The following is an 18,776-nucleotide window of genomic DNA, read 5'->3' on the forward strand; positions in this document are numbered from 1 at the left end:
CTGGCGCAGTCGCGGCGGAAGTTCAGCGACGGCGACCACGGATCGGCAGGATCGCGGCGACACCGCCGCCCGCATCAGTGCCGTGGGTCATGTCCCACGAAAAAGCCCCGCATCGGCGGGGCTCGGTGTCCGGCATCGGGCGAAAAACGGCGCGTTACGTCATTCGCCCAGCGTCAGCAGCGACGCGTTGCCGCCGGCCGCGGTCGTGTTGACGGTGACGGTCTTCTCGGTGGCGAAGCGCGGCAGGTAGTGCGGTCCACCCGCCTTCGGGCCCGTGCCCGACAGGCCCTGGCCGCCGAACGGCTGAACCCCCACCACGGCGCCGATCTGGTTGCGGTTGACGTACACGTTGCCGACCTTCACGCGCGCCGCGATGCGGTCTACGGTTTCGTCGATGCGCGAGTGCACGCCCAGGGTCAGACCGTAGCCGGTGGCGTTGATCTGGTCGATAACCGCATCCAGCTGGTCGGCCTTCCACCGGATCACGTGCAAGGCGGGTCCGAAGATTTCCTTGTGCAACTGGTCCAGCGACGTCAGCTCCCACGCGCGCGGCGCGAAGAACGTGCCGTGTGCAGTGTCCTCGCCTGCGTTCGCCTGCTTGATCAGGCGCGCTTCCTTCGCCATGCGTGCGGCGTGGTCGTCGAGGATCTTCAGCGCGTCGGCATCGATCACCGGGCCGACGTCGGTCGACAGCAGGCCCGGATCGCCGATCTTCAGTTCATCCATCGCGCCGGCGAGCATGGTCATCACCTTGTCGGCGATGTCGTCCTGCACGAACAGCACGCGTGCCGCCGAGCAGCGCTGGCCCGCCGAGGTGAAGGCCGAGCCCATCGCATCCTTCACCAATTGCTCCGGCAGCGCGGAGGAATCGGCGATGAAAGCGTTCTGGCCGCCGGTCTCGGCGATCAGCGTGGCGATCGGGCCGGCGTCGCGGCTGGCCAGCGCGCGGTTGATCGCGCGCGCGGTCTCGGTGGAGCCGGTGAACGCGACACCGGCGACGCGCGGGTCCTTGGTCAGCGCAGCGCCGACGGTGGCGCCGTCGCCGGGCAGGAACTGCAGCACCGACTCGGGAATGCCGGCCTCGTGCAGCAGCTTCACCGCCGCGTGGCCGATCAGGTTGGTCTGCTCCGCCGGCTTGGCGATCACGCTGTTGCCGGCGGCGAGCGCGGCGCTGACCTGCCCCAGGAAGATCGCCAGCGGGAAGTTCCACGGGCTGATGCAGACGAACACGCCGCGGCCCTGCAGCTGCAGCTGGTTGGATTCTCCGGTCGGGCCGGGCAGGTGTTCCGGCGCGCCGAACTGCGTGCGCGCCTGCGCGGCGTAATAGCGCAGGAAATCGACCGCCTCGCGCACCTCGGCGACGCTGTCGGGGATGGTCTTGCCGGCTTCCTTCACGCACAGCGCGATGTAGTCGGGCAGGCGCTGTTCCAGCAGATTGGCGGCGTGTTCGAGGATGGCGGCGCGACTCGCGGCCGGCGTGCGATCCCAGGCGGGCTGCGCGGCGACGGCATTGGCCAATGCCTTCTCGACGGCGGCGCTGTCGGCGGGCTGCCATTCGCCGACCGTCTGGCGGCGGTCGGCCGGATTGGTCACCGGCAGCGCGTTGCCGGACACGACGGCGCCCGGCACCAGCGGCGCCGCGCGCCACGGCTTGACCGCCGCGTTGATGCGCTCGGCGAGCGCGCGCAGGTCGTTGTCGTTGGCGAGGTTGGCGCCCATGGAGTTGTTCCTGTCAGAAGAGGCGATGGGAGCCGGTTGGCTCCGGAAAAGATCGACCGGCAGCGGGATGCGCGGATGCGGGATGGAATCGAATTCGGACACCGTCTGCACCGGGTCGCGCACGAGGTCCTCGATGGCGACGTTCTCGTCGGTGATACGGTTGACGAAGCTGCTGTTGGCGCCGTTCTCGAGCAGGCGCCGCACGAGGTACGGCAGCAGGTCCTCGTGCGAGCCGACCGGCGCGTAGACGCGGCACGGCGTGTCGAGGCGGTGCTTCGGCACCACTTCGGCGTACAGATCGTCGCCCATGCCGTGCAGCTTCTGGTGCTCGTAGGGGCGACCTGCGGCGATGAAGCGGATCGCGGCGATGGTCTGCGCGTTGTGGGTGGCGAACATCGGGTACAGCGCGTCGCCGTGGTCGAGCATGCGGCGCGCGTTGGCGAGGTACGAAACGTCGGTGTTCGGCTTGCGGGTGAACACCGGGTAGCCCGGATGGCCGTCGATCTGCGCGCGCTTGATCTCGGCATCCCAGTACGCACCCTTCACCAGACGCACCGGCATGCGGCGACCGACGCGCCGGGCCAGGTCGGCCAGGAAGTCGATCACGTACGGCGTGCGCTTCTGGTAAGCCTGCACGGCCAGGCCATAGCCCTCCCAGCCGGCCAGCGAGTCGTCGGAGAACGTCGCCTCGATCAGGTCCAGCGACAGCTCCAGGCGGTCGGCCTCTTCGGCATCGATGGTGAAGCCGATGCCATACGACTTGGCCAGCTGCGCCAGTTCGAGGATCGCCGGCGCGAGCTCGCGCATCACCCGGGCGCGCTTGGCGTGTTCGTAGCGCGGGTGCAGCGCGGACAGCTTGATCGAGATGCTCGGCGCCGCCAGCACGTCCGCGAACGGGCCGGTGCGGCCGATCGCGTGGATCGCCTGGCGATAGGCCTCCAGGTAGCGCGCCGCATCCTTCGTGGTCAGCGCGCCCTCGCCCAGCATGTCGAACGAATAGCGGTAGTCGGCGTTGTCGCCCTTGCGGCTGCGGGCCAGCGCCTCGTCGATGGTGCGGCCCATGACGAACTGGTGCCCCATGATCCGCATGGCCTGGCGTACCGCCAGCCGGATGACCGGCTCGCCCACGCGGCCGACCAGGCGCTTGAAGGCGCCCGGCACGTCGGCGCGGGTCAGGTCGTTCAGGTTGACCAGCTTGCCGGTCAGCATCAGGCCCCAGGTGGAGGCGTTCACCAGCACCGAGTCGCTCTGGCCGAGGTGCTTCTCCCAGTCGGCGTCGCCCAGCTTGTCGCGGATCAGCTTGTCCGCGGTCTCCTGGTCCGGAATGCGCAGCAGGGCCTCGGCCACGCACATCAACAGCACGCCTTCCTCGCTGCCCAGGTCGTACTGGCGCATGAAGGCCTCGATCGCGCCCTGGTCCTGGGCGCGCGCGCGGACCCGTTTCACCAAGTCCACGGCCAGCTTCTGCGCCTGGACCTGTTCGTCGGCCGGCAGGCGGGCCTGTCCGAGCAGTTCGCGGACGTGCTCGGTCTCGTCGCGCAGCCAGGCGGCCGTGATGGCGGCGCGCAGCGCGGCGGGGGGTGCGGGAAGCTCGGGAGAGACGACGGCGCCGACCGGTGGAGCGGCGGATGAGGGGACAGGCGAAGGGGTCGACATGACGGCGGGGCAGTCCAAAGGCAGTCCATTAGTTTAGGACGGCGCGGCCGGGCCGGATATGCCCGCGGCGACCGCGCGCACGGGCCGCGGCAGGGCGGTCGTCCGGGCGGTGACGCCGGTCGCGGAATCGCCGCGCGAACGCGCCGCGCCGCGTTTGCGGAGGATTCGCGCGCCTTGTGCAGGATCAATGAAACTTGCCGCAAAGTGTGCCGGGAGCTACCATTCAGCGGTTTTCCGCAGCCCGGATCGTGTGGCGGACGACATGATCGAAAGGGTGCCGTCATCGTGGGACGGGCGTGGTGCGCAGCTCCGGTTGCGGCCGCCCCGCGCGTTGACGCGCCGCCAGTTCATCCTGTTGTTCGTGGCGCTGTCGGGCGCGATGTGGATCGTCGCCATGCTGGGCTGGTGGGGAGGCAATGCCTTCGCGCCGGCCTTTGCATTGCTCCATTCGGCCATCGTGGCCACGGCGCTAAGGGCGCTGTGGCGCAGCGGCGACAGGGGCGAGGAGATCCGCATCGGTCCCGAGGCGGTGGAGGTGGTCACCTCCGACGCCGGGGTGGTGTTCCGGGCGCACCCGTACTGGGTACGGCTGGGGATCGAGCGGGAAGGCGAAAGGATTTCGCTGGCATCCAGCGGCAGGCGGGTCCGGGTAGGCGACTTCCTGGGGCCGGCCGAACGCCGGGAGCTGGCGGACACGTTGCAGGATTTACTGGCGGCCGCGAGCGGCCGCAACCGATGACGCATTGGGGTCTAGGCAATGACGCAAGTGAATGGGATGTGGAAGCGGTTGGTGACGGCCTGCACGCTGCTGGCGATGCCGGCGCTGGCCTGGGCGCAGTCGGCCGACCCGCACCGGTGGCAGCTGAACATGGGCAAGGGCGTCACCGCGTCCTCGCAGCATGCCTATGACGCGCACATGATCGCGCTGTGGGTCTGCATCGTGATCGGCGTCATCGTGTTCGGCGCGATGGGCTACGCGATGTTCAAGTTCCGCCATTCCAAGGGTGCGGTGCCGGCGCAGTTCAGCCACAACACCACGGCCGAGATCATCTGGACCGTCATCCCGGTGCTGATCCTGGTGGTCATGGCCTGGCCGGCCACCGCCAAGCTGATCGCCATGTACGACACCCGCGATGCCGAGATGACCGTCAAGGTCACCGGCTACCAGTGGATGTGGAAGTACGACTACCTGGGCGAGGACGTCTCCTTCACCAGCCGGCTGGACCGCGAGTCCGACCGCATCCGCCAGAGCGGCGAGAAGCCGGACCTGGCGAAGAACCCGCACTACCTGCTGGACGTCGACAACCAGCTGGTCCTGCCGACCAATACCAAGATCCGTTTCGTCATCACCGCCGACGACGTGATCCACGCCTGGTGGGTACCGGCGCTGGGCTGGAAGCAGGATGCGATCCCGGGCATCGTCAACGAGGCCTGGACCGACATCAAGGAACCCGGTATCTACCGCGGCCAGTGCGCCGAGCTGTGCGGCAAGGACCACGGCTTCATGCCGATCGTCGTGAAGGCGGTGCCGAAGGCCGAGTTCGAGCAGTGGCTGGCGTCGAAGAAGCCCGCTCCGGCCGCCGAACCCGCTCCGGCCGCGCCGGTGGAACCGGCCGCTCCGGCCGACGCCACGACGGCCCCGGCCGTTGAAGCCGCCCCCACCGCCGAGACGCCCGCGCCGACCGCGCAGGGCTGATCGACCGTCCGCACCAGCTGCAAGAGAGTACGAACATGGCCAACACCGCTGTCGATCATCACGACGATCACCACGGTCACCAGCAGAGCTTCATCGAGCGGTGGTTCTTCTCCACGAACCACAAGGACATCGGTACGCTCTACCTGATCTTCAGCTTCATCATGTTCATCATCGGCGCGGGCATGTCGGTGATCATCCGTGCCGAGCTGATGGTGCCGGGCCTGCAGTTCGTCAGCCCCGAGTTCTTCAACCAGATGACCACGGTGCATGCGCTGGTCATGATCTTCGGTGGCGTGATGCCGGCGTTCGTCGGCCTGGCCAACTGGATGATCCCGCTGCAGGTCGGTGCGCCGGACATGGCGCTGCCGCGCATGAACAACTGGTCCTTCTGGATCATGCCGTTCGCCTTCACCCTGCTGCTGATGTCGCTGTTCCTGCCGGGCGGCGCGCCGGCCGGTGGCTGGACGCTGTACCCGCCGCTGTCGCTGCAGGGCGGCTACAACGTCGCCTTCACCATCTTCGCGATCCACATGATGGGCGTCAGCTCGATCATGGGCGCCATCAACATCATCGCCACCGTGCTGAACATGCGCGCGCCGGGCATCGACCTGCTGAAGATGCCGATCTTCTGCTGGACCTGGCTGATCACCGCGTTCCTGCTGATCGCGGTGATGCCGGTGCTGGCGGGCGCGGTGACAATGCTGCTGACCGACAAGTTCTTCGGCACCAGCTTCTTCAACGCCGCCGGCGGCGGCGACCCGGTGATGTACCAGCACATCTTCTGGTTCTTCGGTCACCCCGAGGTCTACATCATGATCCTGCCGGCGTTCGGCGTGGTGTCGGAAATCATCCCGACCTTCAGCCGCAAGCCGCTGTTCGGCTACCAGGCCATGGTGTACGCGACCGCCTCGATCGCCTTCCTGTCGTTCATCGTGTGGGCGCACCACATGTTCACGGTGGGCATGCCGCTGGGCGGCGAGATCTACTTCATGTTCGCCACCATGCTGATCGCCATCCCGACCGGCGTGAAGGTGTTCAACTGGGTCAGCACGATGTGGCGCGGCTCGCTGTCCTTCGAGACGCCGATGCTGTGGGCCGTGGGCTTCGTCATCCTGTTCACCATCGGCGGTTTCTCCGGCCTGATGCTGGCGATCGTGCCGGCGGACTTCCAGTACCACGACACCTACTTCGTGGTGGCGCACTTCCACTACGTGCTGGTGACCGGCGCGCTGTTCTCGATCATCGCCGCCACCTATTACTGGTGGCCGAAGTGGACCGGCCGCATGTACAGCGAGTTCTGGGGCAAGGTCCATTTCTGGTGGACGATCGTGTTCGTCAACCTGCTGTTCTTCCCGCAGCACTTCCTGGGCCTGGCCGGCATGCCGCGCCGCATCCCGGACTACAACCCGGTGTTCGCGGACTGGAACCTGATCAGCTCGATCGGTGCGTTCGGCATGTTCGTCACGCCCTTCATGATGGCCGCCATCCTGTGGTCCTCGCTGCGCAGCGGCAAGAAGGCCGAGGCGCGCGCCTGGGAGAACGCGAAGGGGCTGGAGTGGACCGTGCCGTCGCCGGCGCCGCACCACACGTTCACCACGCCGCCGGTCATCCGGGACGGCGACCTGGCGCACGGCGACGTGACGCACTGAACGCCTGACCGCGACCGCATGAACGTCCCCGCCTTCACCCCCGAAGAACTCGCGCGCCGCCGCAGGGCAGTGCTGCGGACCGCGTGGGTGATCGGCGGCATCGCCTTCGCCATCTTCGTGGCCTTCATCGGCCGCGCGGTGCTGGCCGCATGACGGCGGCGAAGTCCAACTCGGCCGGCCTGTTCAAGCTGGTCGGCGTGGCGATGGCGGTGTTCGTGCTGACGTTCTCGCTGGTGCCGCTGTATCGCATCGCCTGCGAGAAGGTGTTCGGCATACGCCTGGAGCAGGGCCCGGGCCAGGCCGCCGCGGCGGCCGCCGCCAAGGCGAAGCGCACGGTCACCGTGCAGTTCGACGGCGGCGTGAACTCCAAGCTGCCGTGGGCCTTCAAGCCGGAACAGCTGACCATGCAGGTGGTGCCCGGCGAGCTCTACGAAGCGAAGTATTTCGCTCGCAACGACAGCGACAAGGCCGTCGTCGGCAGCGCCGTGCCGTCGGTCGCGCCGGCGCGCGCGTCGGGCTACTTCACCAAGACCGAGTGCTTCTGCTTCACCGCCCAGACGCTGCAACCCGGCGAAAGCCGCGACATGCCGGTCCGCTTCATCGTGGACCAGGACCTGCCGGCGGAAGTGAAGACGATCACCCTGTCGTACACCTTCTTCAAGAACGACGCCCTGACCGCGCAGATCGGCACGGGCAATGCGTCGACTTCGCCGCTCGCGGCCCCCTGACTTCGCCTTAGCAACCGGAAGCATCGCCATGGCAAACGCCCCATCGCCAGACGCCAACATCTACTTCGTGCCGCACAGCTCCAAGTGGCCGTTTGTGGGTTCCATCGCCATGTTCGTCACCATGGTCGGCGTGGCCAGCTGGCTCAACGACCTGTCGTTCGGCATGTGGACGTTCTACGCCGGCGTGGTCGGCCTGTGCGCCACGCTGTTCATGTGGTTCGGCGACGTGATCCGCGAGTCGGTGAGCGGCCACTACAACCGCCAGGTGGACGTGTCGTTCCGCATGGGCATGGTGTGGTTCATCTTCTCGGAAGTGATGTTCTTCGCGGCCTTCTTCGGTGCGCTGTTCTATGCCCGCACGCTCGCGTTGCCGTGGCTGGGCGGCGAAGGCGACGGTGTGATGACCAACAGCCTGCTGTGGGAAGGCTTCTCGGCCGCGTGGCCGAGCGCCGGCCCGGGCCAGGTGGGCGGCCAGTTCCAGACCATCCCGGCGTGGGGCCTGCCGCTGCTCAACACGCTGATCCTGCTGACCTCCGGCGTCACCATCACCATCGCGCACCATGCGCTGAAGGCCGGCAACCGCAGCCAGCTGCTGATCTGGCTGGGCGCCACGGTGCTGCTGGGCTGCGTGTTCCTGTTCTTCCAGGCCGAGGAATACGTCCACGCGTATAAGGAACTGAACCTGACGCTGGGCTCGGGCATCTACGGCTCCACGTTCTTCATGCTGACCGGCTTCCACGGCCTGCATGTGACGCTGGGTACCATCATGCTGGCCATCATCTGGTTCCGTTGCGCCAAGGGCCACTTCACCAAGGACGATCACTTCGGCTTCGAAGCCGTGGCTTGGTACTGGCACTTCGTGGACGTGGTGTGGCTGGGCCTGTTCCTGTTCGTCTACGTGCTGTAAGCGCGGGCGACGCCGCAACGAAGAAAGGGCCGGCAATGCCGGCCCTTTTCTTTTGCCCGGTTGGCGCGCGGTGCCGCGCGCGGGACAATGCGTGCTCAGCCGGGATTGATGCCGTGCGGCTGGATCCAGCCCATCTTGATGGCCAGCACGACCAGCAGGATCAGGCCGACGGAGAGGGCGATGCGGCGCGTCAGCGCGTTGACGGTGCGCTTGCTCTCGCCCTTGTCGACCAGCATGTAGTACAGGCCTGCGCCCAGGTTCCAGACGATGAGGATGAGGAAGGCGATGATCAGCAGGGTTTTCAGCGAATCGTTCATGGCGTCCTCGACGGGACTTCGGCAGTGAGGCGCGCATTATCGCTCTCCCCGGGTGAGCCCGCGGTGGGTGCGACACTCGGACGCAGTCCATGAGCCGCCACATGCCGCTGCCGGTCGGCTGGACCCTGGCGGTGCTGGTCATGTCGCTGTTCGGCAGCCTGGGCGCCTGGCAGTGGGGGCGGGCAGAGCAGAAGGAGGCGATGTTGGCCGAGACCGCCCGCGTGCTGGCGGAGCGTCAGCCGCAGCCGCTGGCGTCGGCCGCGGACAAGGCGCGGTCGCAGGCCTACGACTGGGCGGCCGGCGAGGGCGAATTCCTGCCTGCGCCGGCCATCCTGCTCGACAACCAGACCCGCGACCGCCAGCCCGGCGTGCGCGCGTATCGTGTCTTCCAGCCGGCCGATGCGGGAGCGCCGCTGCTGGTGGAACTGGGCTGGCTGCCGGTGCCGGGCAACCGCGAGATGCCGGCCGTGGCGCCGCTGTCGGGTACCCAGCGCATTACCGGACTGCTGGTACCGCCGCCATCGGAAGGCATCGCCCACGCGCTGCCCAGCGCGCAGCCGGATGGCAGCCTGCTGGTGATCGCGCTGCAGCGGCAGGAGATCGGCCAGGCGCTGGGCCTGCCTTCATTGGCGCCACGTGTGCTGAAGCTGGATCCGGACCTGCCGCTGGGCTATGCGCGCGACCTGGACATCCTGCCCAACACGCTGCCCCCGGAGCGCCACATCGGCTATGCCGTGCAGTGGTTCGGACTGGCGGGCGCCGTGCTGGTGACGGCACTGGTGCTGACCTGGCGCAGCCGGCGTGGTGCACGGAAGGGGCAATGATCCCGCGGGCGTGAGAAAATGCGTCCATGGACCCAAAACCATTCGATCCCGCCCAGCGGCGTCGCGGGCGGTGGATGCTCGTCGGCCTGTTCGCGTTGTTCTTCGGCACCGTGTTCGGCGCCGGCATCCTGCGTTTCTCCGGCTGGCAACCCGCCTCGCACAAGAACCACGGGGTGATGCTGCAGCCGCCGGCGGACGCGCGCGATCTTTCGCTGACGCTGGCCGACGGTGGCCGCTACGACTGGACGCCCGCCGAGCGTCGCTGGCGCATCGTCGCCGCCCCGGCGCCGGACTGCGCGCAGGCCTGCACCCGGCTCGCCCGCGACCTGGACAAGGTCTGGCAACTGTTCGGCCACAACGCCGACGAAGTGGACATCCTCTGGATCGGCGACTATCCCGCCGACGCCCCCCGCCATGCGGCCCTGCGCGAGGTGCGCGCCAACGATCCCCTGCGCGCGCGCCTGCCGCAGGTCGACGACGCGGCGGGTACGCCGGTCTACGTGATCGATCCCCATGGCTTCGTCATCCTGCGCTATGCCCCCGGCTTCGATCCGGGCGGCCTGCGCACGGATGTGTCCAAGCTGATCAAGCTCATCTGAGCCGCTCACAGAACCGCCGATGATGACTACCCCCGCCCGCTCCGTCCTCTCCCGTCCTGCTGTCTACAAGCACTTCCATCGCATCGCCTGGCTCGCGGTCGCACTGACGCTGTGCGTCGTCGTGTTCGGCGCCTTCGTGCGCCTGTCCGATGCCGGGCTGAGCTGCCCCGACTGGCCGACCTGCTACGGCCGTGCCGCGTGGCCGAAAGCGGTCGATGAAGCGGCCTCCCACGTCGCCAGCGAGATCCGGCCGTTCGAAACCCACAAGGCGTGGCGCGAACAGGTGCACCGCCACCTCGCCGCGTCGCTGGGCGTGCTGGTGCTGGTGCTGGCGCTGCTCGCCGCGCGCCGCCGGCGCTGGGGCATCGCGCAGATCCTGATCGCCGCCGGGCTGGTCGGCGCGGCGATCCCGCTGTACATGCACGGCGAGCACGTGGAAGCGTCCGTACTTGCGGTCATCGGCGAAGCGATCCTGCTGTTCGCGGCATTGCGTTGGACGAACATCGACCTGGCGCGCGCCGGTGCACTGACGCTGGCGGTGATCATCTTCCAGGCGCTGCTCGGCATGTGGACGGTCACCTGGCTGCTGAAGCCCATCGTCGTGATGGGGCACCTGCTCGGCGGCCTGACCACGTTCTCGCTGCTCGTCTGGATGGCGTGGCGGGCCACCGGCCGGCCGATCACGCTGGCCGATGCGACCGTGCTGCGCCGCTGGCTGATCGGCGGGCTGGCATTGCTCGGCATCCAGATTGCGCTGGGCGGTTGGGTCAGCGCGAATTACGCGGCCCTGGCCTGCGGCCTGGATTTTCCGAAATGCGTGGGCCAGTGGGCGCCACCGGCGGACTTCCGCGAAGGCTTCGTGCTGTGGCGTGGCATCGGCGTGGACTACGAAGGCGGTGTGCTCGATGGCGCGGCCCGCATTGCGATCCAGCTCGCCCATCGCGCGATGGCGGTGGTGGTGGCGCTGTACGTGCTGGCGCTGGCGCTTCGCCTGTTCCGCACCCCCGGCATGCGCAGCTGGTCGCTGACGCTGGGGGTGCTGATCGCCGCGCAGGTCACGCTGGGCATCCTCAACGTGAAGCTCAACCTGCCGCTGCCGGTGGCCGTTGCGCACAACGCCGGTGCCGTGCTGCTGCTGTTCACCCTGGTCTCGCTGACCGCGCGCCTGCGCAGGCCGGACTGATGGCATCGACGTTCCGCCAGTACTGGGACCTGACCAAGCCGCGCGTGGTGGCGCTGATCGTGTTCACCGCGATCGTCGGCATGTTCCTCGCCATCGACGGCCTGCCCGACGGCGCGGAGCTGCTGCGCGGCGCGCTGGGCTTCCTCGGCATCTGGCTGGCCGCCTCCAGCGCCGCCGCGATCAACCAGCTGCTCGACGCGCGCATCGACGCGAAGATGGCGCGCACCTCGTGGCGCCCGCTGGTGCAGGGCCAGGTGAAGCCGTGGCAAGCGCTGGTGTTCGCGCTTGTCCTGGCGGCGTTGTCGATGACCCTCCTGGTGCTGTGGGTGAACACCATCACGGCGATCCTGACGTTCGCGTCGCTGATCGGCTATGCCGTGGTCTACACGGTGTTCCTGAAGCGCGCCACGCCGCAGAACATCGTCATCGGCGGCATCGCCGGTGCTGCGCCTCCGCTGCTCGGCTGGGCCACCATGACCGGCATGCAGGGCGAGTGGGACTGGCCGCACGCGCTGCTGCTGGTGCTGATCATCTTCGTCTGGACGCCGCCGCATTTCTGGGCGCTGGCGATCTTCCGCCGCGAGGACTACGCCCGCGCACTGGTGCCGATGCTGCCGGTGACGCATGGCGTGACGTACACGCGCTGGCAGATCCTGTTCTACACGGTGCTGCTGGTCGAAGTGACGGTGCTGCCGGTGGTGTTCGGCATGAGCGGCTTCTTCTACCTGGGGGGCGCGCTGGTGCTGGGCGCGGTGTTCCTCTGGTACGCGTGGCGATTGCTGGATCCGCCGGACGACTTCTTTCCGATGCGTGTCTTCAACTACTCGATCGTCTACCTGATGGCGCTGTTCGCGTTCCTGCTGGTCGATCATTGGGCGATGCCGATGCTGCGGCCCGCGGCGGCGGCGTCCGGCATCGAGTTCGTGCCGGCGGGATAAAGTTGAGCTGTTGTGGGAGCGACGTCAGTCGCGAAATGAGCGCCATGAATGCGTCATCGCGACTGACGTCGCTCCCACGGGAAGCATGCTCACCGTGGTGCGTCAGGGTTTTCCCAACTGCTCCACCACCACCGGCTCCAGCGACGTCAATCCCGCCTTGCGACCGAGCTCCAGCGCTTCCTCGCGTGGCACACCCCGCGTCGCCGCATCCAGTGCCAGCAGCGCGCCAGCGCGGTTGCCCGAGGCGCAATGCAGCAGCACGTCGCCATCCTGTGCCCTCAGCAGTTCGCCCAGCGCTTTCGCGTTCGCCGGGGTGACGTCGTCCTTGCCGGCGATCGGCAAAGCGATGTAGTTCAGGCCCAGCCGCTGCGCTCCAGCGGCCTCGTCGTAGCCGCGATCTTCCTGCGCGCCGCGCAGGTCGATCACCGTGCGCACGCCCTGCGACTTCAGGCGGACGAGATCGTCCTGCGATGGCTGGCCACCCGTGTGCAGGCCGGGCTGCGGCTGGGTGAAGTCGCGGGCATGGGCGGCGAGCGACAAGCAGCCCGCCAGGAGGAGGAACAGCAAAGAAGCGAAGCGGATCATCGTGGGCTCCTCAGTGGCGGCCGATACGGGCCTGCAGCAGCGTGCGCAGTTCGTACTTGTCGGTTTCGTCCAGGCCCTGGCTGCGCTGCTTGGCCTGCAGTTCCTCGAGTCGTTGCTGCAGCATCTGTTTTTCCAGTTGCACGGCGGCGTCGAGGAGTTCCTGGCGCCAGCTGTCCTCGTCGCCGGGCAGGTCCTGCATCGCGAGCTTCTGCAGGGCGGCGGCCTCGTCGCGTTCCGCGAAGTGCTCAAGCAGCACACCGGTGGTGATGTCGGGGCGTGCATGCACCAGGTCGATCAGTTCCAGCAACAGGTCCATGCCCGCCAGGCGCAATGCGGAAAAACCGTGCGTCGACTCGATGGACAACGCCAGCGCGGGCTTGTGCAGCAGGCGCACGATGATGCTGCGGACGAGGCTCGGTTTGGTGTGCCCCGCCTGCGTGGGTACCGCGCGACGTGACGTTGGCGGGGCTGAGGCGACCGGCGTACCTGCGCTGCCGGCGCCGACACCGGTGATCTCGGTCAGGCGCTGGCGCATCAGGTCGCCGAACGCGCCGTCGGGAATCTGCGCCAGCAACGGGCGCGCGCGCTCGGCCAGGCGTGCCTTGCCGTCGAGCGTGGACAGTTTGATGTCCTTGGCCAGTTCGTCGAAGAAGAACTGCGACAGCGGCGTCGCCTGCTGCAGGCGCGCATCGAAACCGGCCGCGCCTTCCTGCCGCACGATGGTGTCGGGGTCCTCGCCATCGGGCAGGAACAGGAAGAACGCCTGGCGCCCGTCCTTCATGCGCGGCAGCACCGATTCCAGCGCGCGCCACGCGGCACGCTGGCCCGCGGCGTCGCCGTCGAAACAGAAGTACACATCGGGTGCATTGCGGAACAGCAGCTCGGCGTGTTCCGGCGTGGTCGCGGTGCCCAGGGTGGCGACAGCTTCCTTCACCCCGAACTGGAACAGCGAGACCACGTCCATGTAGCCCTCGACCACCACCAGGCGCGCGATCTTCTGGTTGGCCTGCTTCACCTGCCACAGGCCGTATAGCTCGCGGCCCTTGTGGAACAGCGCGGTCTCGGGTGAGTTGAGGTACTTGGGGCCGTCGTCCTTCTGCAGCACGCGACCGCCAAAGGCGATCACGCGCCCGCGTCGGTCGTGGATCGGGAACATCACCCGGTCGCGGAACTTGTCGTAGACGTGGCCGCGGTCGTTCTTCGAGAACAGGCCGGCGCGATCGAGCAGCTTCATCCGGCGATCGTCGGTGCCCAGCGCGTCCTTCAGCGCCGAATAGCCGTCCGGCGCATAGCCGATCATGAACTGCGTGCGGATCGCCGCATCCACGCCGCGGCCGTCGAGATAGGACCTCGCCTTGTCGCTGCCCTCCAGATTGCGCTGGAAGAAGCGCGCGGCCGCTTCCAGCGCATTGAACAGGTCGCGGGTGTCGTTGTTCTCGTTGCGCTGCTGGGTCTCGCGAGGCACTTCCATGCCGTTGCGGCGCGCCAGCTCCTCCACCGCGTCGAGGAACTCGAGGCGGTCGTAGTTCATCAGGAACGACAGCGCCGTTCCGTGCGCGCCGCAGCCGAAGCAGTGGTAGAACTGCTTCGTCGGCGAGACCGTGAACGACGGCGAGCGCTCATCGTGGAATGGGCAGCAGGCCGAATATTCCTTGCCCTGGCGCTTCAGCGGGACGCGCGCGCCCACCACCTCGACGATATCCGTCCGGGCGAGCAGTTCGTCGATGAAGGCGTCGGGGATGCGGGCCATGCGGGGCATAGGATGCCACGCCGGGCTGGCGAGCCGCCGCGCTACCATGCGCCCATGCCGCTCGAGACGATTCCAGACGACGCCCTGCTGGCGCGATTGCGCGAGGTTGTCGGCCGCAGGCACGTGCTGACGGGCGCCCGCGCGACACGCCGCTACCGCAAGGGCTACCGGTTCGGCGACGGCCCCGTGCTGGCGGTGGCGTGCCCGGGCACGCTGCTGGAGCTGTGGCGGGTACTGCAGGCGACCGTGGATGCGGGACGCATCGTGCTGATGCAGGCGGCGAACACCGGCCTGACCGGCGGTTCGACGCCCGATGGCGAAGGTTACGACCGGAGCATCGTGCTGATCAGCACGCGGCGCCTCACCGGCGTGCAGCTGCTGGAGGGAGGACGCCAGGTCGTCTGCCTGCCGGGCGCTACGCTGGATGTGCTGGAGAAGACGCTGGCGCCGCTCGGGCGGGAGCCGCATTCGGTGATCGGCTCCTCGTGCATCGGTGCCTCCGTGCTCGGTGGCGTCTGCAACAACTCCGGCGGCGCACTGGTGCGGCGCGGACCTGCGTACACCGAGCTGGCGCTGTACGCGCAGCGGGGCGACGACGGAGTGCTGCGGCTGGTGAACCATCTCGGCATCGCGCTGGGCGAGACACCGGAAGAGATCCTGTCGCGGCTGCAGGCCGGGGACTACGGTGCCGATGCCATCGTCCACGATCCGGCGCAGGCCGCATCGGACCCCTGCTATGCCGACCACGTCCGCGAGGTCGACGCACCCACGCCCGCCCGCTACAACGCGGACCCTTCGCGCCTGCACGAGGCCTCGGGCTGTGCGGGGCGGCTGGCGGTGTTTGCGGTGCGGCTGGATACGTTCGAACGGGACGATGCGTCGGTGTTCTACATCGGCAGCAACGACCCGGACGACCTCACCGAGGTGCGCCGTCATCTGCTGACCGCCTTCGAGCGCCTGCCGATCGCCGGCGAATACTTGCACCGCGACGCCTTCGACATCGGCGACCGCTATGGCAAGGACACCTTCCTACTGATCGACCGGTTCGGGACCGGCAAGGTGCCTGCGGCGTTCGCACTGAAGAGCCGCGTGGACGGAGTGTGCGAACGGTTCGGCATGCACGGGCTGGCGGATCGCGCGCTGCAATGGTTCACCGCGAAGCTGCCTGACCACCTGCCACCGCGGCTGCGCGCGTACCGCGACCGCTACGAGCACCACCTGCTGCTGAAGGTGTCGACGCGGGATGCAGAAGCGACACGCGCGTTCCTGCACGGGTTCTTCGGTGGCCGCGAGGGGGATTTCTTCGCCTGCGATGCGGAGGAGGGCCGCAAGGCGTTCCTGCTGCGCTTCGCGGTGGCCGGGGCGGCGGTGCGCTATCGCGCGGTGCATGCGGCCGAGGTCGAGGACATCGTCGCACTGGACATCGCCCTGCGCCGCGACGACCGCGCCTGGGTGGAGACACTGCCGGCGGCGCTGGCCACGACGATGGTCGCGCGGCTCTACTACGGGCACTTCTTCTGCCACGTGTTCCACCAGGACTACATCGTGCGGAAGGGCGTCGATCCGCTGGCGGTGGAACACCGCCTGTGGGACCTGCTCGATGCGCGCGGCGCCGAGTACCCCGCCGAACACAACGTCGGCCACCTGTACCGTGCCAAGCCGGCGTTGGCCGACTTCTACCGCATGCTGGATCCCACGAATACCTTCAATCCCGGCATCGGCCAGACCAGCAGGCAGGCGGACTGGAAGGAGTGAGTGGAGAGGAGTGAGAAGGGAGCGAACGCCGCCTTGCACTCACTTCTCACTCCTTTCCGCTAGCTTCTGCACGCTTCCGCTCATCGATCACTGCCGTGATCAATGCGCCTACGAAGAACACCACGCTGGCGTAGTAGATCCACACCAGCAACAGCACGAGCGCTCCCATCGAACCGTAGGCGCTGCCCGGCGCCGCTTCGGCCAGGTACAGCCCGATCAGGTAGCGGCCGGCGGCGAACAACAGCGCGGTGATGGCGCCACCCAGGAAGGCCTGCTTCCATGCCACGCGCCGGTCCGGCAGGTAGTGGTAGAAGAAGGCGAACGCGAGCGTGTACAGCAGCAGCGTGGTCGTATAGCCCAGTGCAGGCAGCAGCGATGGCAGTCGCGCGAACACCACCTGTAGCGCCGTCGTGGCGACCATCGAGACGACCAGCAGGAAGCCGATGGCCAGCACCACGCCGAGCGAGAAAACGCGTTTCTTGAGCCAGGCTAGCGCGCCGTTGAGCCGTTGCGCATCGGTGCGGAAGATCAGGTTGAGCGCGCCCTGCAACTGCGCGAACACCACGGTGGCGCCGATGAAGAGCAGGGCCGTACTCCACCATCCCGCCAGCGAACCGACATCCGGCCGGTCGCTGGCGTTGCGGATCACCGTTTCGGCCACGGTACCGGCGCTGGGGCCAGCGAGCTGCTGGATCTGGTCGAGCAGCGATTGCTGCGCCGGTGGATACAGCGAAGCGGTCAGCCAAAGCAGCAGGATAAGCAGCGGCGCCAGCGACAGCAGCGCGTAGAACGAAAGCGACGCGGCCTGCGTCATCAGGTCGGCTTCGATGAAGCGCCGCACCAGCGCGGCGGGCAGACTGCGGTTGGCACGTTCACCGACGGTGCGTGCTCGTGCGCGCAGCGTGCGGAAGGGGGCTGGATGTTCCATGTGCCGAGCGTGGCGCGCGGCGTGTCAGCAGTTCGTTATGGCGGCGTGGCCCTGATGTTCACGCGTCGCGGCGTGCGAGTGCCGACAAGGCATCGCCGGTCACCCGCTGCACGGTCCATTCGTCCAGGCCCACCGCGCCGAGGCTGCGATACAGGCGGATGGCGGGCTCGTTCCAGTCCAGCACCGACCATTCGAAACGCCCGCAACCACGCGCCACCGCCAGCTGCGCCAGATGCACCATCAACCGCCTGCCCAGGCCCATCCCGCGGTAGGGCGGCAGCACGAACAGATCCTCGAGGTACAACCCGGGCCGGCCCAGGAAGGTCGAGAACGAGTGGAAGAAGAGGGCGAAGCCCGCAGGCATGCCATCGACCTCGGCGATCACGACTTCCGCGGCGGGGCGTTCGCCGAACAGGTGCGCTTCCAGCAGGGCCGGCGTGGCGACGGCTTCGTGGGCGAGCTTTTCGTACTCGGCGAGGCCGTGGATGAAGTCCAGGATCTGCGGTATGTCCGCCCGGGTCGCGGGTCGCAGGTTGATCTCAGGACTGCTCATGCCGCGATTGTACGGCGTGGTGCGTAGAGCGGAGCTTGCTCCGCTGCTTTCGACCGGCCATGACGTCGTCGGTGACGTGCGGAGCCGAGTCGAGCCGAGCAAGCTCGGCTCTACGAGAACGCCACGATCTGGTGCATAGCGTGCGTCACGCGCGCGAACGCGAACTGCATTCAGCCCGCGAGCTTCTTCTTGATCAGGGCAGACACCTGGCCCATGTCGGCCTGGCCGGCGAGGCGCGGCTTCAGCACGCCCATCAGCTTGCCCATGTCGGCCGGGCCGGTGGCGCCCGTCTCGGCGACGGCGGCATCAATGGCGGCCAGGATCTCGGCTTCACCCAGCTTGGCCGGCAGGTAGGTATCGATCACGGCCAGCTCGGCGCGCTCGATCGCGGCCAGGTCCTCGCGGTTGGCGGCCTCGAACTGGCTGACCGAGTCCTTGCGCTGCTTGACCATCTTTTCCAGCACGGCCAGCACGGCGGCGTCGTCCAGCTCGATCCGCTCGTCCACTTCGCGCTGCTTGATGGCGGCGTTGATCAGGCGGATGACCGCCAGGCGGTCCTTCTCGCCGGCCTTCATGGCGGCCTTCATGTCATCGGTGAGCTGCTGTTTCAGGGACATGGTGTGCTCCGGGGGAACGGGGGAGGGGCGTGGCACGCTGTCGTGAGACGCCAAAAACACAAAAAGCCGGCGACGCTCGCGCGTGCCGGCTTCTTGCGAAGCGACGCGGCTCAGTACAGGCGCTGGCGCTTGGTGACGTCGCGCGAGCTGCGACGCAGCTGACGCTTCACCGCAGCAGCGGCCTTGCGCTTGCGCTCCTGGGTCGGCTTCTCGTAGAACTCGCGCTTGCGGGTTTCAGCCAGGACGCCGGCCTTCTCGCAGGTGCGCTTGAAGCGACGCAGCGCAAACTCAAACGGCTCGTTTTCGCGGACTTTGACGCTGGGCATACGTAATCTCGGTGGTGTAAACGGTCCGGGCACGCCCGGTGAGCCG

19 protein-coding genes are annotated in these 18,776 nt (G+C 67.9%); 11 read left to right on the forward strand and 8 right to left on the reverse strand.

Annotated elements, in window-relative coordinates; translation table 11 throughout:
* Window positions 1–159: 159 nt before the first annotated feature.
* Window positions 160–3,375, reverse strand: a complete 3,216-nt coding sequence (gene putA / locus ACSQ19_RS08025; RefSeq protein WP_435996066.1) for a bifunctional proline dehydrogenase/L-glutamate gamma-semialdehyde dehydrogenase PutA — start codon at window positions 3,373–3,375, stop codon at window positions 160–162.
* 262 nt (window positions 3,376–3,637) lie between these two features.
* Here putA and ACSQ19_RS08030 point away from each other — a divergent pair, with 262 nt between their 5' ends.
* Genes ACSQ19_RS08030 through ACSQ19_RS08055 form a run of 6 tightly spaced genes read left to right on the forward strand, consistent with a single transcriptional unit; the run spans window position 3,638 to window position 8,355 of the window.
* The gene (locus tag ACSQ19_RS08030) at window positions 3,638–4,114 is read left to right on the forward strand and encodes a DUF2244 domain-containing protein (protein WP_296281339.1); all 477 of its coding nucleotides are present in this window, start codon (window positions 3,638–3,640) and stop codon (window positions 4,112–4,114) included.
* Window positions 4,115–4,132: 18 nt separating this feature from the next.
* Window positions 4,133–5,071 (forward strand): cytochrome c oxidase subunit II, encoded by a 939-nt coding sequence (gene coxB, locus ACSQ19_RS08035; protein ID WP_435996068.1) that lies wholly within the window; start codon window positions 4,133–4,135, stop codon window positions 5,069–5,071.
* A 35-nt stretch (window positions 5,072–5,106) separates the two neighbouring features.
* Window positions 5,107–6,720: a cytochrome c oxidase subunit I gene (gene ctaD / locus ACSQ19_RS08040; protein WP_296281341.1), complete on the forward strand. Its 1,614-nt coding sequence runs from the start codon at window positions 5,107–5,109 to the stop codon at window positions 6,718–6,720.
* 18 nt (window positions 6,721–6,738) lie between these two features.
* Entirely contained in the window at window positions 6,739–6,873 is a 135-nt protein-coding gene (locus ACSQ19_RS08045; protein WP_296281342.1) for a hypothetical protein, read from the forward strand.
* Complete coding sequence (locus ACSQ19_RS08050) at window positions 6,870–7,448, forward strand: cytochrome c oxidase assembly protein (RefSeq protein WP_296281343.1); 579 nt, start codon at window positions 6,870–6,872, stop codon at window positions 7,446–7,448. The genes ACSQ19_RS08045 and ACSQ19_RS08050 overlap by 4 nt, the downstream gene beginning before the upstream one ends.
* Window positions 7,449–7,476: 28 nt before the next feature.
* Window positions 7,477–8,355, forward strand: coding sequence for a cytochrome c oxidase subunit 3 (locus ACSQ19_RS08055; RefSeq protein ID WP_296281344.1), 879 nt, complete (start codon window positions 7,477–7,479; stop codon window positions 8,353–8,355).
* 95 nt (window positions 8,356–8,450) lie between these two features.
* Here ACSQ19_RS08055 and ACSQ19_RS08060 read toward each other — a convergent pair whose 3' ends face one another.
* Window positions 8,451–8,672, reverse strand: coding sequence for a twin transmembrane helix small protein (locus tag ACSQ19_RS08060; RefSeq protein ID WP_162335975.1), 222 nt, complete (start codon window positions 8,670–8,672; stop codon window positions 8,451–8,453).
* Between the two features lie 89 nt (window positions 8,673–8,761).
* Between ACSQ19_RS08060 and ACSQ19_RS08065 the strand changes: the two genes are divergently transcribed.
* The 4 genes from ACSQ19_RS08065 to ACSQ19_RS08080 are packed head-to-tail and all read left to right on the forward strand — an operon-like array spanning window position 8,762 to window position 12,216.
* Entirely contained in the window at window positions 8,762–9,496 is a 735-nt protein-coding gene (locus ACSQ19_RS08065; RefSeq protein WP_435996072.1) for an SURF1 family protein, read from the forward strand.
* 26 nt (window positions 9,497–9,522) lie between these two features.
* Window positions 9,523–10,095: a hypothetical protein gene (locus tag ACSQ19_RS08070; RefSeq protein ID WP_296281345.1), complete on the forward strand. Its 573-nt coding sequence runs from the start codon at window positions 9,523–9,525 to the stop codon at window positions 10,093–10,095.
* Window positions 10,096–10,117: 22 nt separating this feature from the next.
* Complete coding sequence (locus tag ACSQ19_RS08075; RefSeq protein WP_435996075.1) at window positions 10,118–11,278, forward strand: COX15/CtaA family protein; 1,161 nt, start codon at window positions 10,118–10,120, stop codon at window positions 11,276–11,278.
* Complete coding sequence (locus ACSQ19_RS08080; protein WP_296281346.1) at window positions 11,278–12,216, forward strand: heme o synthase; 939 nt, start codon at window positions 11,278–11,280, stop codon at window positions 12,214–12,216. Before ACSQ19_RS08075 ends, ACSQ19_RS08080 begins: the two co-directional genes overlap by 1 nt.
* A 102-nt stretch (window positions 12,217–12,318) precedes the next feature.
* Here the strand turns inward: ACSQ19_RS08080 and ACSQ19_RS08085 are convergent, their stop codons facing one another.
* Both ACSQ19_RS08085 and dnaG read right to left on the reverse strand, forming a co-directional pair.
* Window positions 12,319–12,801, reverse strand: coding sequence for a fused DSP-PTPase phosphatase/NAD kinase-like protein (locus ACSQ19_RS08085; protein WP_435996077.1), 483 nt, complete (start codon window positions 12,799–12,801; stop codon window positions 12,319–12,321).
* Between the two features lie 10 nt (window positions 12,802–12,811).
* The gene (gene dnaG / locus ACSQ19_RS08090) at window positions 12,812–14,551 is read right to left on the reverse strand and encodes a DNA primase (RefSeq protein ID WP_435996079.1); all 1,740 of its coding nucleotides are present in this window, start codon (window positions 14,549–14,551) and stop codon (window positions 12,812–12,814) included.
* 54 nt (window positions 14,552–14,605) lie between these two features.
* Here dnaG and dld point away from each other — a divergent pair, with 54 nt between their 5' ends.
* Window positions 14,606–16,306 (forward strand): D-lactate dehydrogenase, encoded by a 1,701-nt coding sequence (gene dld, locus ACSQ19_RS08095; protein WP_435996081.1) that lies wholly within the window; start codon window positions 14,606–14,608, stop codon window positions 16,304–16,306.
* 46 nt (window positions 16,307–16,352) lie between these two features.
* Here dld and ACSQ19_RS08100 read toward each other — a convergent pair whose 3' ends face one another.
* The 4 genes from ACSQ19_RS08100 to rpsU all read right to left on the reverse strand — a co-directional run bounded on the left by ACSQ19_RS08100 (window position 16,353) and on the right by rpsU (window position 18,730).
* Window positions 16,353–17,234 carry a YihY/virulence factor BrkB family protein gene (locus tag ACSQ19_RS08100; protein ID WP_435996083.1) on the reverse strand — a complete coding sequence of 294 codons (882 nt, stop codon included), beginning with the start codon at window positions 17,232–17,234 and terminating at the stop codon, window positions 16,353–16,355.
* A gap of 58 nt (window positions 17,235–17,292) precedes the next feature.
* Window positions 17,293–17,787: a GNAT family N-acetyltransferase gene (locus ACSQ19_RS08105; protein WP_296281351.1), complete on the reverse strand. Its 495-nt coding sequence runs from the start codon at window positions 17,785–17,787 to the stop codon at window positions 17,293–17,295.
* Window positions 17,788–17,957: 170 nt separating this feature from the next.
* Entirely contained in the window at window positions 17,958–18,404 is a 447-nt protein-coding gene (locus ACSQ19_RS08110) for a GatB/YqeY domain-containing protein (protein WP_192274276.1), read from the reverse strand.
* 110 nt (window positions 18,405–18,514) lie between these two features.
* Window positions 18,515–18,730 (reverse strand): 30S ribosomal protein S21, encoded by a 216-nt coding sequence (gene rpsU / locus ACSQ19_RS08115; RefSeq protein ID WP_002808376.1) that lies wholly within the window; start codon window positions 18,728–18,730, stop codon window positions 18,515–18,517.
* Window positions 18,731–18,776: the final 46 nt, after the last annotated feature.

Source organism: Pseudoxanthomonas sp. LjRoot127 (assembly GCF_964253495.1).
GTDB lineage: Bacteria > Pseudomonadota > Gammaproteobacteria > Xanthomonadales > Xanthomonadaceae > Pseudoxanthomonas_A.

Bases quoted from the DNA above. Each gene is read 5' to 3' on its own strand.
- coxB (WP_435996068.1), top strand. From the start codon at position 4,133: ATGACGCAAGTGAATGGGATGTGGAAGCGGTTGGTGACGGCCTGCACG.
- ACSQ19_RS08080 (WP_296281346.1), top strand. From the start codon at position 11,278: ATGGCATCGACGTTCCGCCAGTACTGGGACCTGACCAAGCCGCGCGTG.
- ACSQ19_RS08050 (WP_296281343.1), top strand. From the start codon at position 6,870: ATGACGGCGGCGAAGTCCAACTCGGCCGGCCTGTTCAAGCTGGTCGGC.
- ACSQ19_RS08100 (WP_435996083.1), bottom strand. From the start codon at position 17,234: ATGGAACATCCAGCCCCCTTCCGCACGCTGCGCGCACGAGCACGCACC.
- ACSQ19_RS08055 (WP_296281344.1), top strand. From the start codon at position 7,477: ATGGCAAACGCCCCATCGCCAGACGCCAACATCTACTTCGTGCCGCAC.
- ACSQ19_RS08105 (WP_296281351.1), bottom strand. From the start codon at position 17,787: ATGAGCAGTCCTGAGATCAACCTGCGACCCGCGACCCGGGCGGACATA.
- putA (WP_435996066.1), bottom strand. From the start codon at position 3,375: ATGTCGACCCCTTCGCCTGTCCCCTCATCCGCCGCTCCACCGGTCGGC.
- ACSQ19_RS08065 (WP_435996072.1), top strand. From the start codon at position 8,762: ATGAGCCGCCACATGCCGCTGCCGGTCGGCTGGACCCTGGCGGTGCTG.
- rpsU (WP_002808376.1), bottom strand. From the start codon at position 18,730: ATGCCCAGCGTCAAAGTCCGCGAAAACGAGCCGTTTGAGTTTGCGCTG.
- ctaD (WP_296281341.1), top strand. From the start codon at position 5,107: ATGGCCAACACCGCTGTCGATCATCACGACGATCACCACGGTCACCAG.
- dld (WP_435996081.1), top strand. From the start codon at position 14,606: ATGCCGCTCGAGACGATTCCAGACGACGCCCTGCTGGCGCGATTGCGC.
- ACSQ19_RS08110 (WP_192274276.1), bottom strand. From the start codon at position 18,404: ATGTCCCTGAAACAGCAGCTCACCGATGACATGAAGGCCGCCATGAAG.
- ACSQ19_RS08070 (WP_296281345.1), top strand. From the start codon at position 9,523: ATGGACCCAAAACCATTCGATCCCGCCCAGCGGCGTCGCGGGCGGTGG.
- ACSQ19_RS08060 (WP_162335975.1), bottom strand. From the start codon at position 8,672: ATGAACGATTCGCTGAAAACCCTGCTGATCATCGCCTTCCTCATCCTC.
- ACSQ19_RS08045 (WP_296281342.1), top strand. From the start codon at position 6,739: ATGAACGTCCCCGCCTTCACCCCCGAAGAACTCGCGCGCCGCCGCAGG.
- ACSQ19_RS08085 (WP_435996077.1), bottom strand. From the start codon at position 12,801: ATGATCCGCTTCGCTTCTTTGCTGTTCCTCCTCCTGGCGGGCTGCTTG.
- dnaG (WP_435996079.1), bottom strand. From the start codon at position 14,551: ATGGCCCGCATCCCCGACGCCTTCATCGACGAACTGCTCGCCCGGACG.
- ACSQ19_RS08075 (WP_435996075.1), top strand. From the start codon at position 10,118: ATGACTACCCCCGCCCGCTCCGTCCTCTCCCGTCCTGCTGTCTACAAG.
- ACSQ19_RS08030 (WP_296281339.1), top strand. From the start codon at position 3,638: ATGATCGAAAGGGTGCCGTCATCGTGGGACGGGCGTGGTGCGCAGCTC.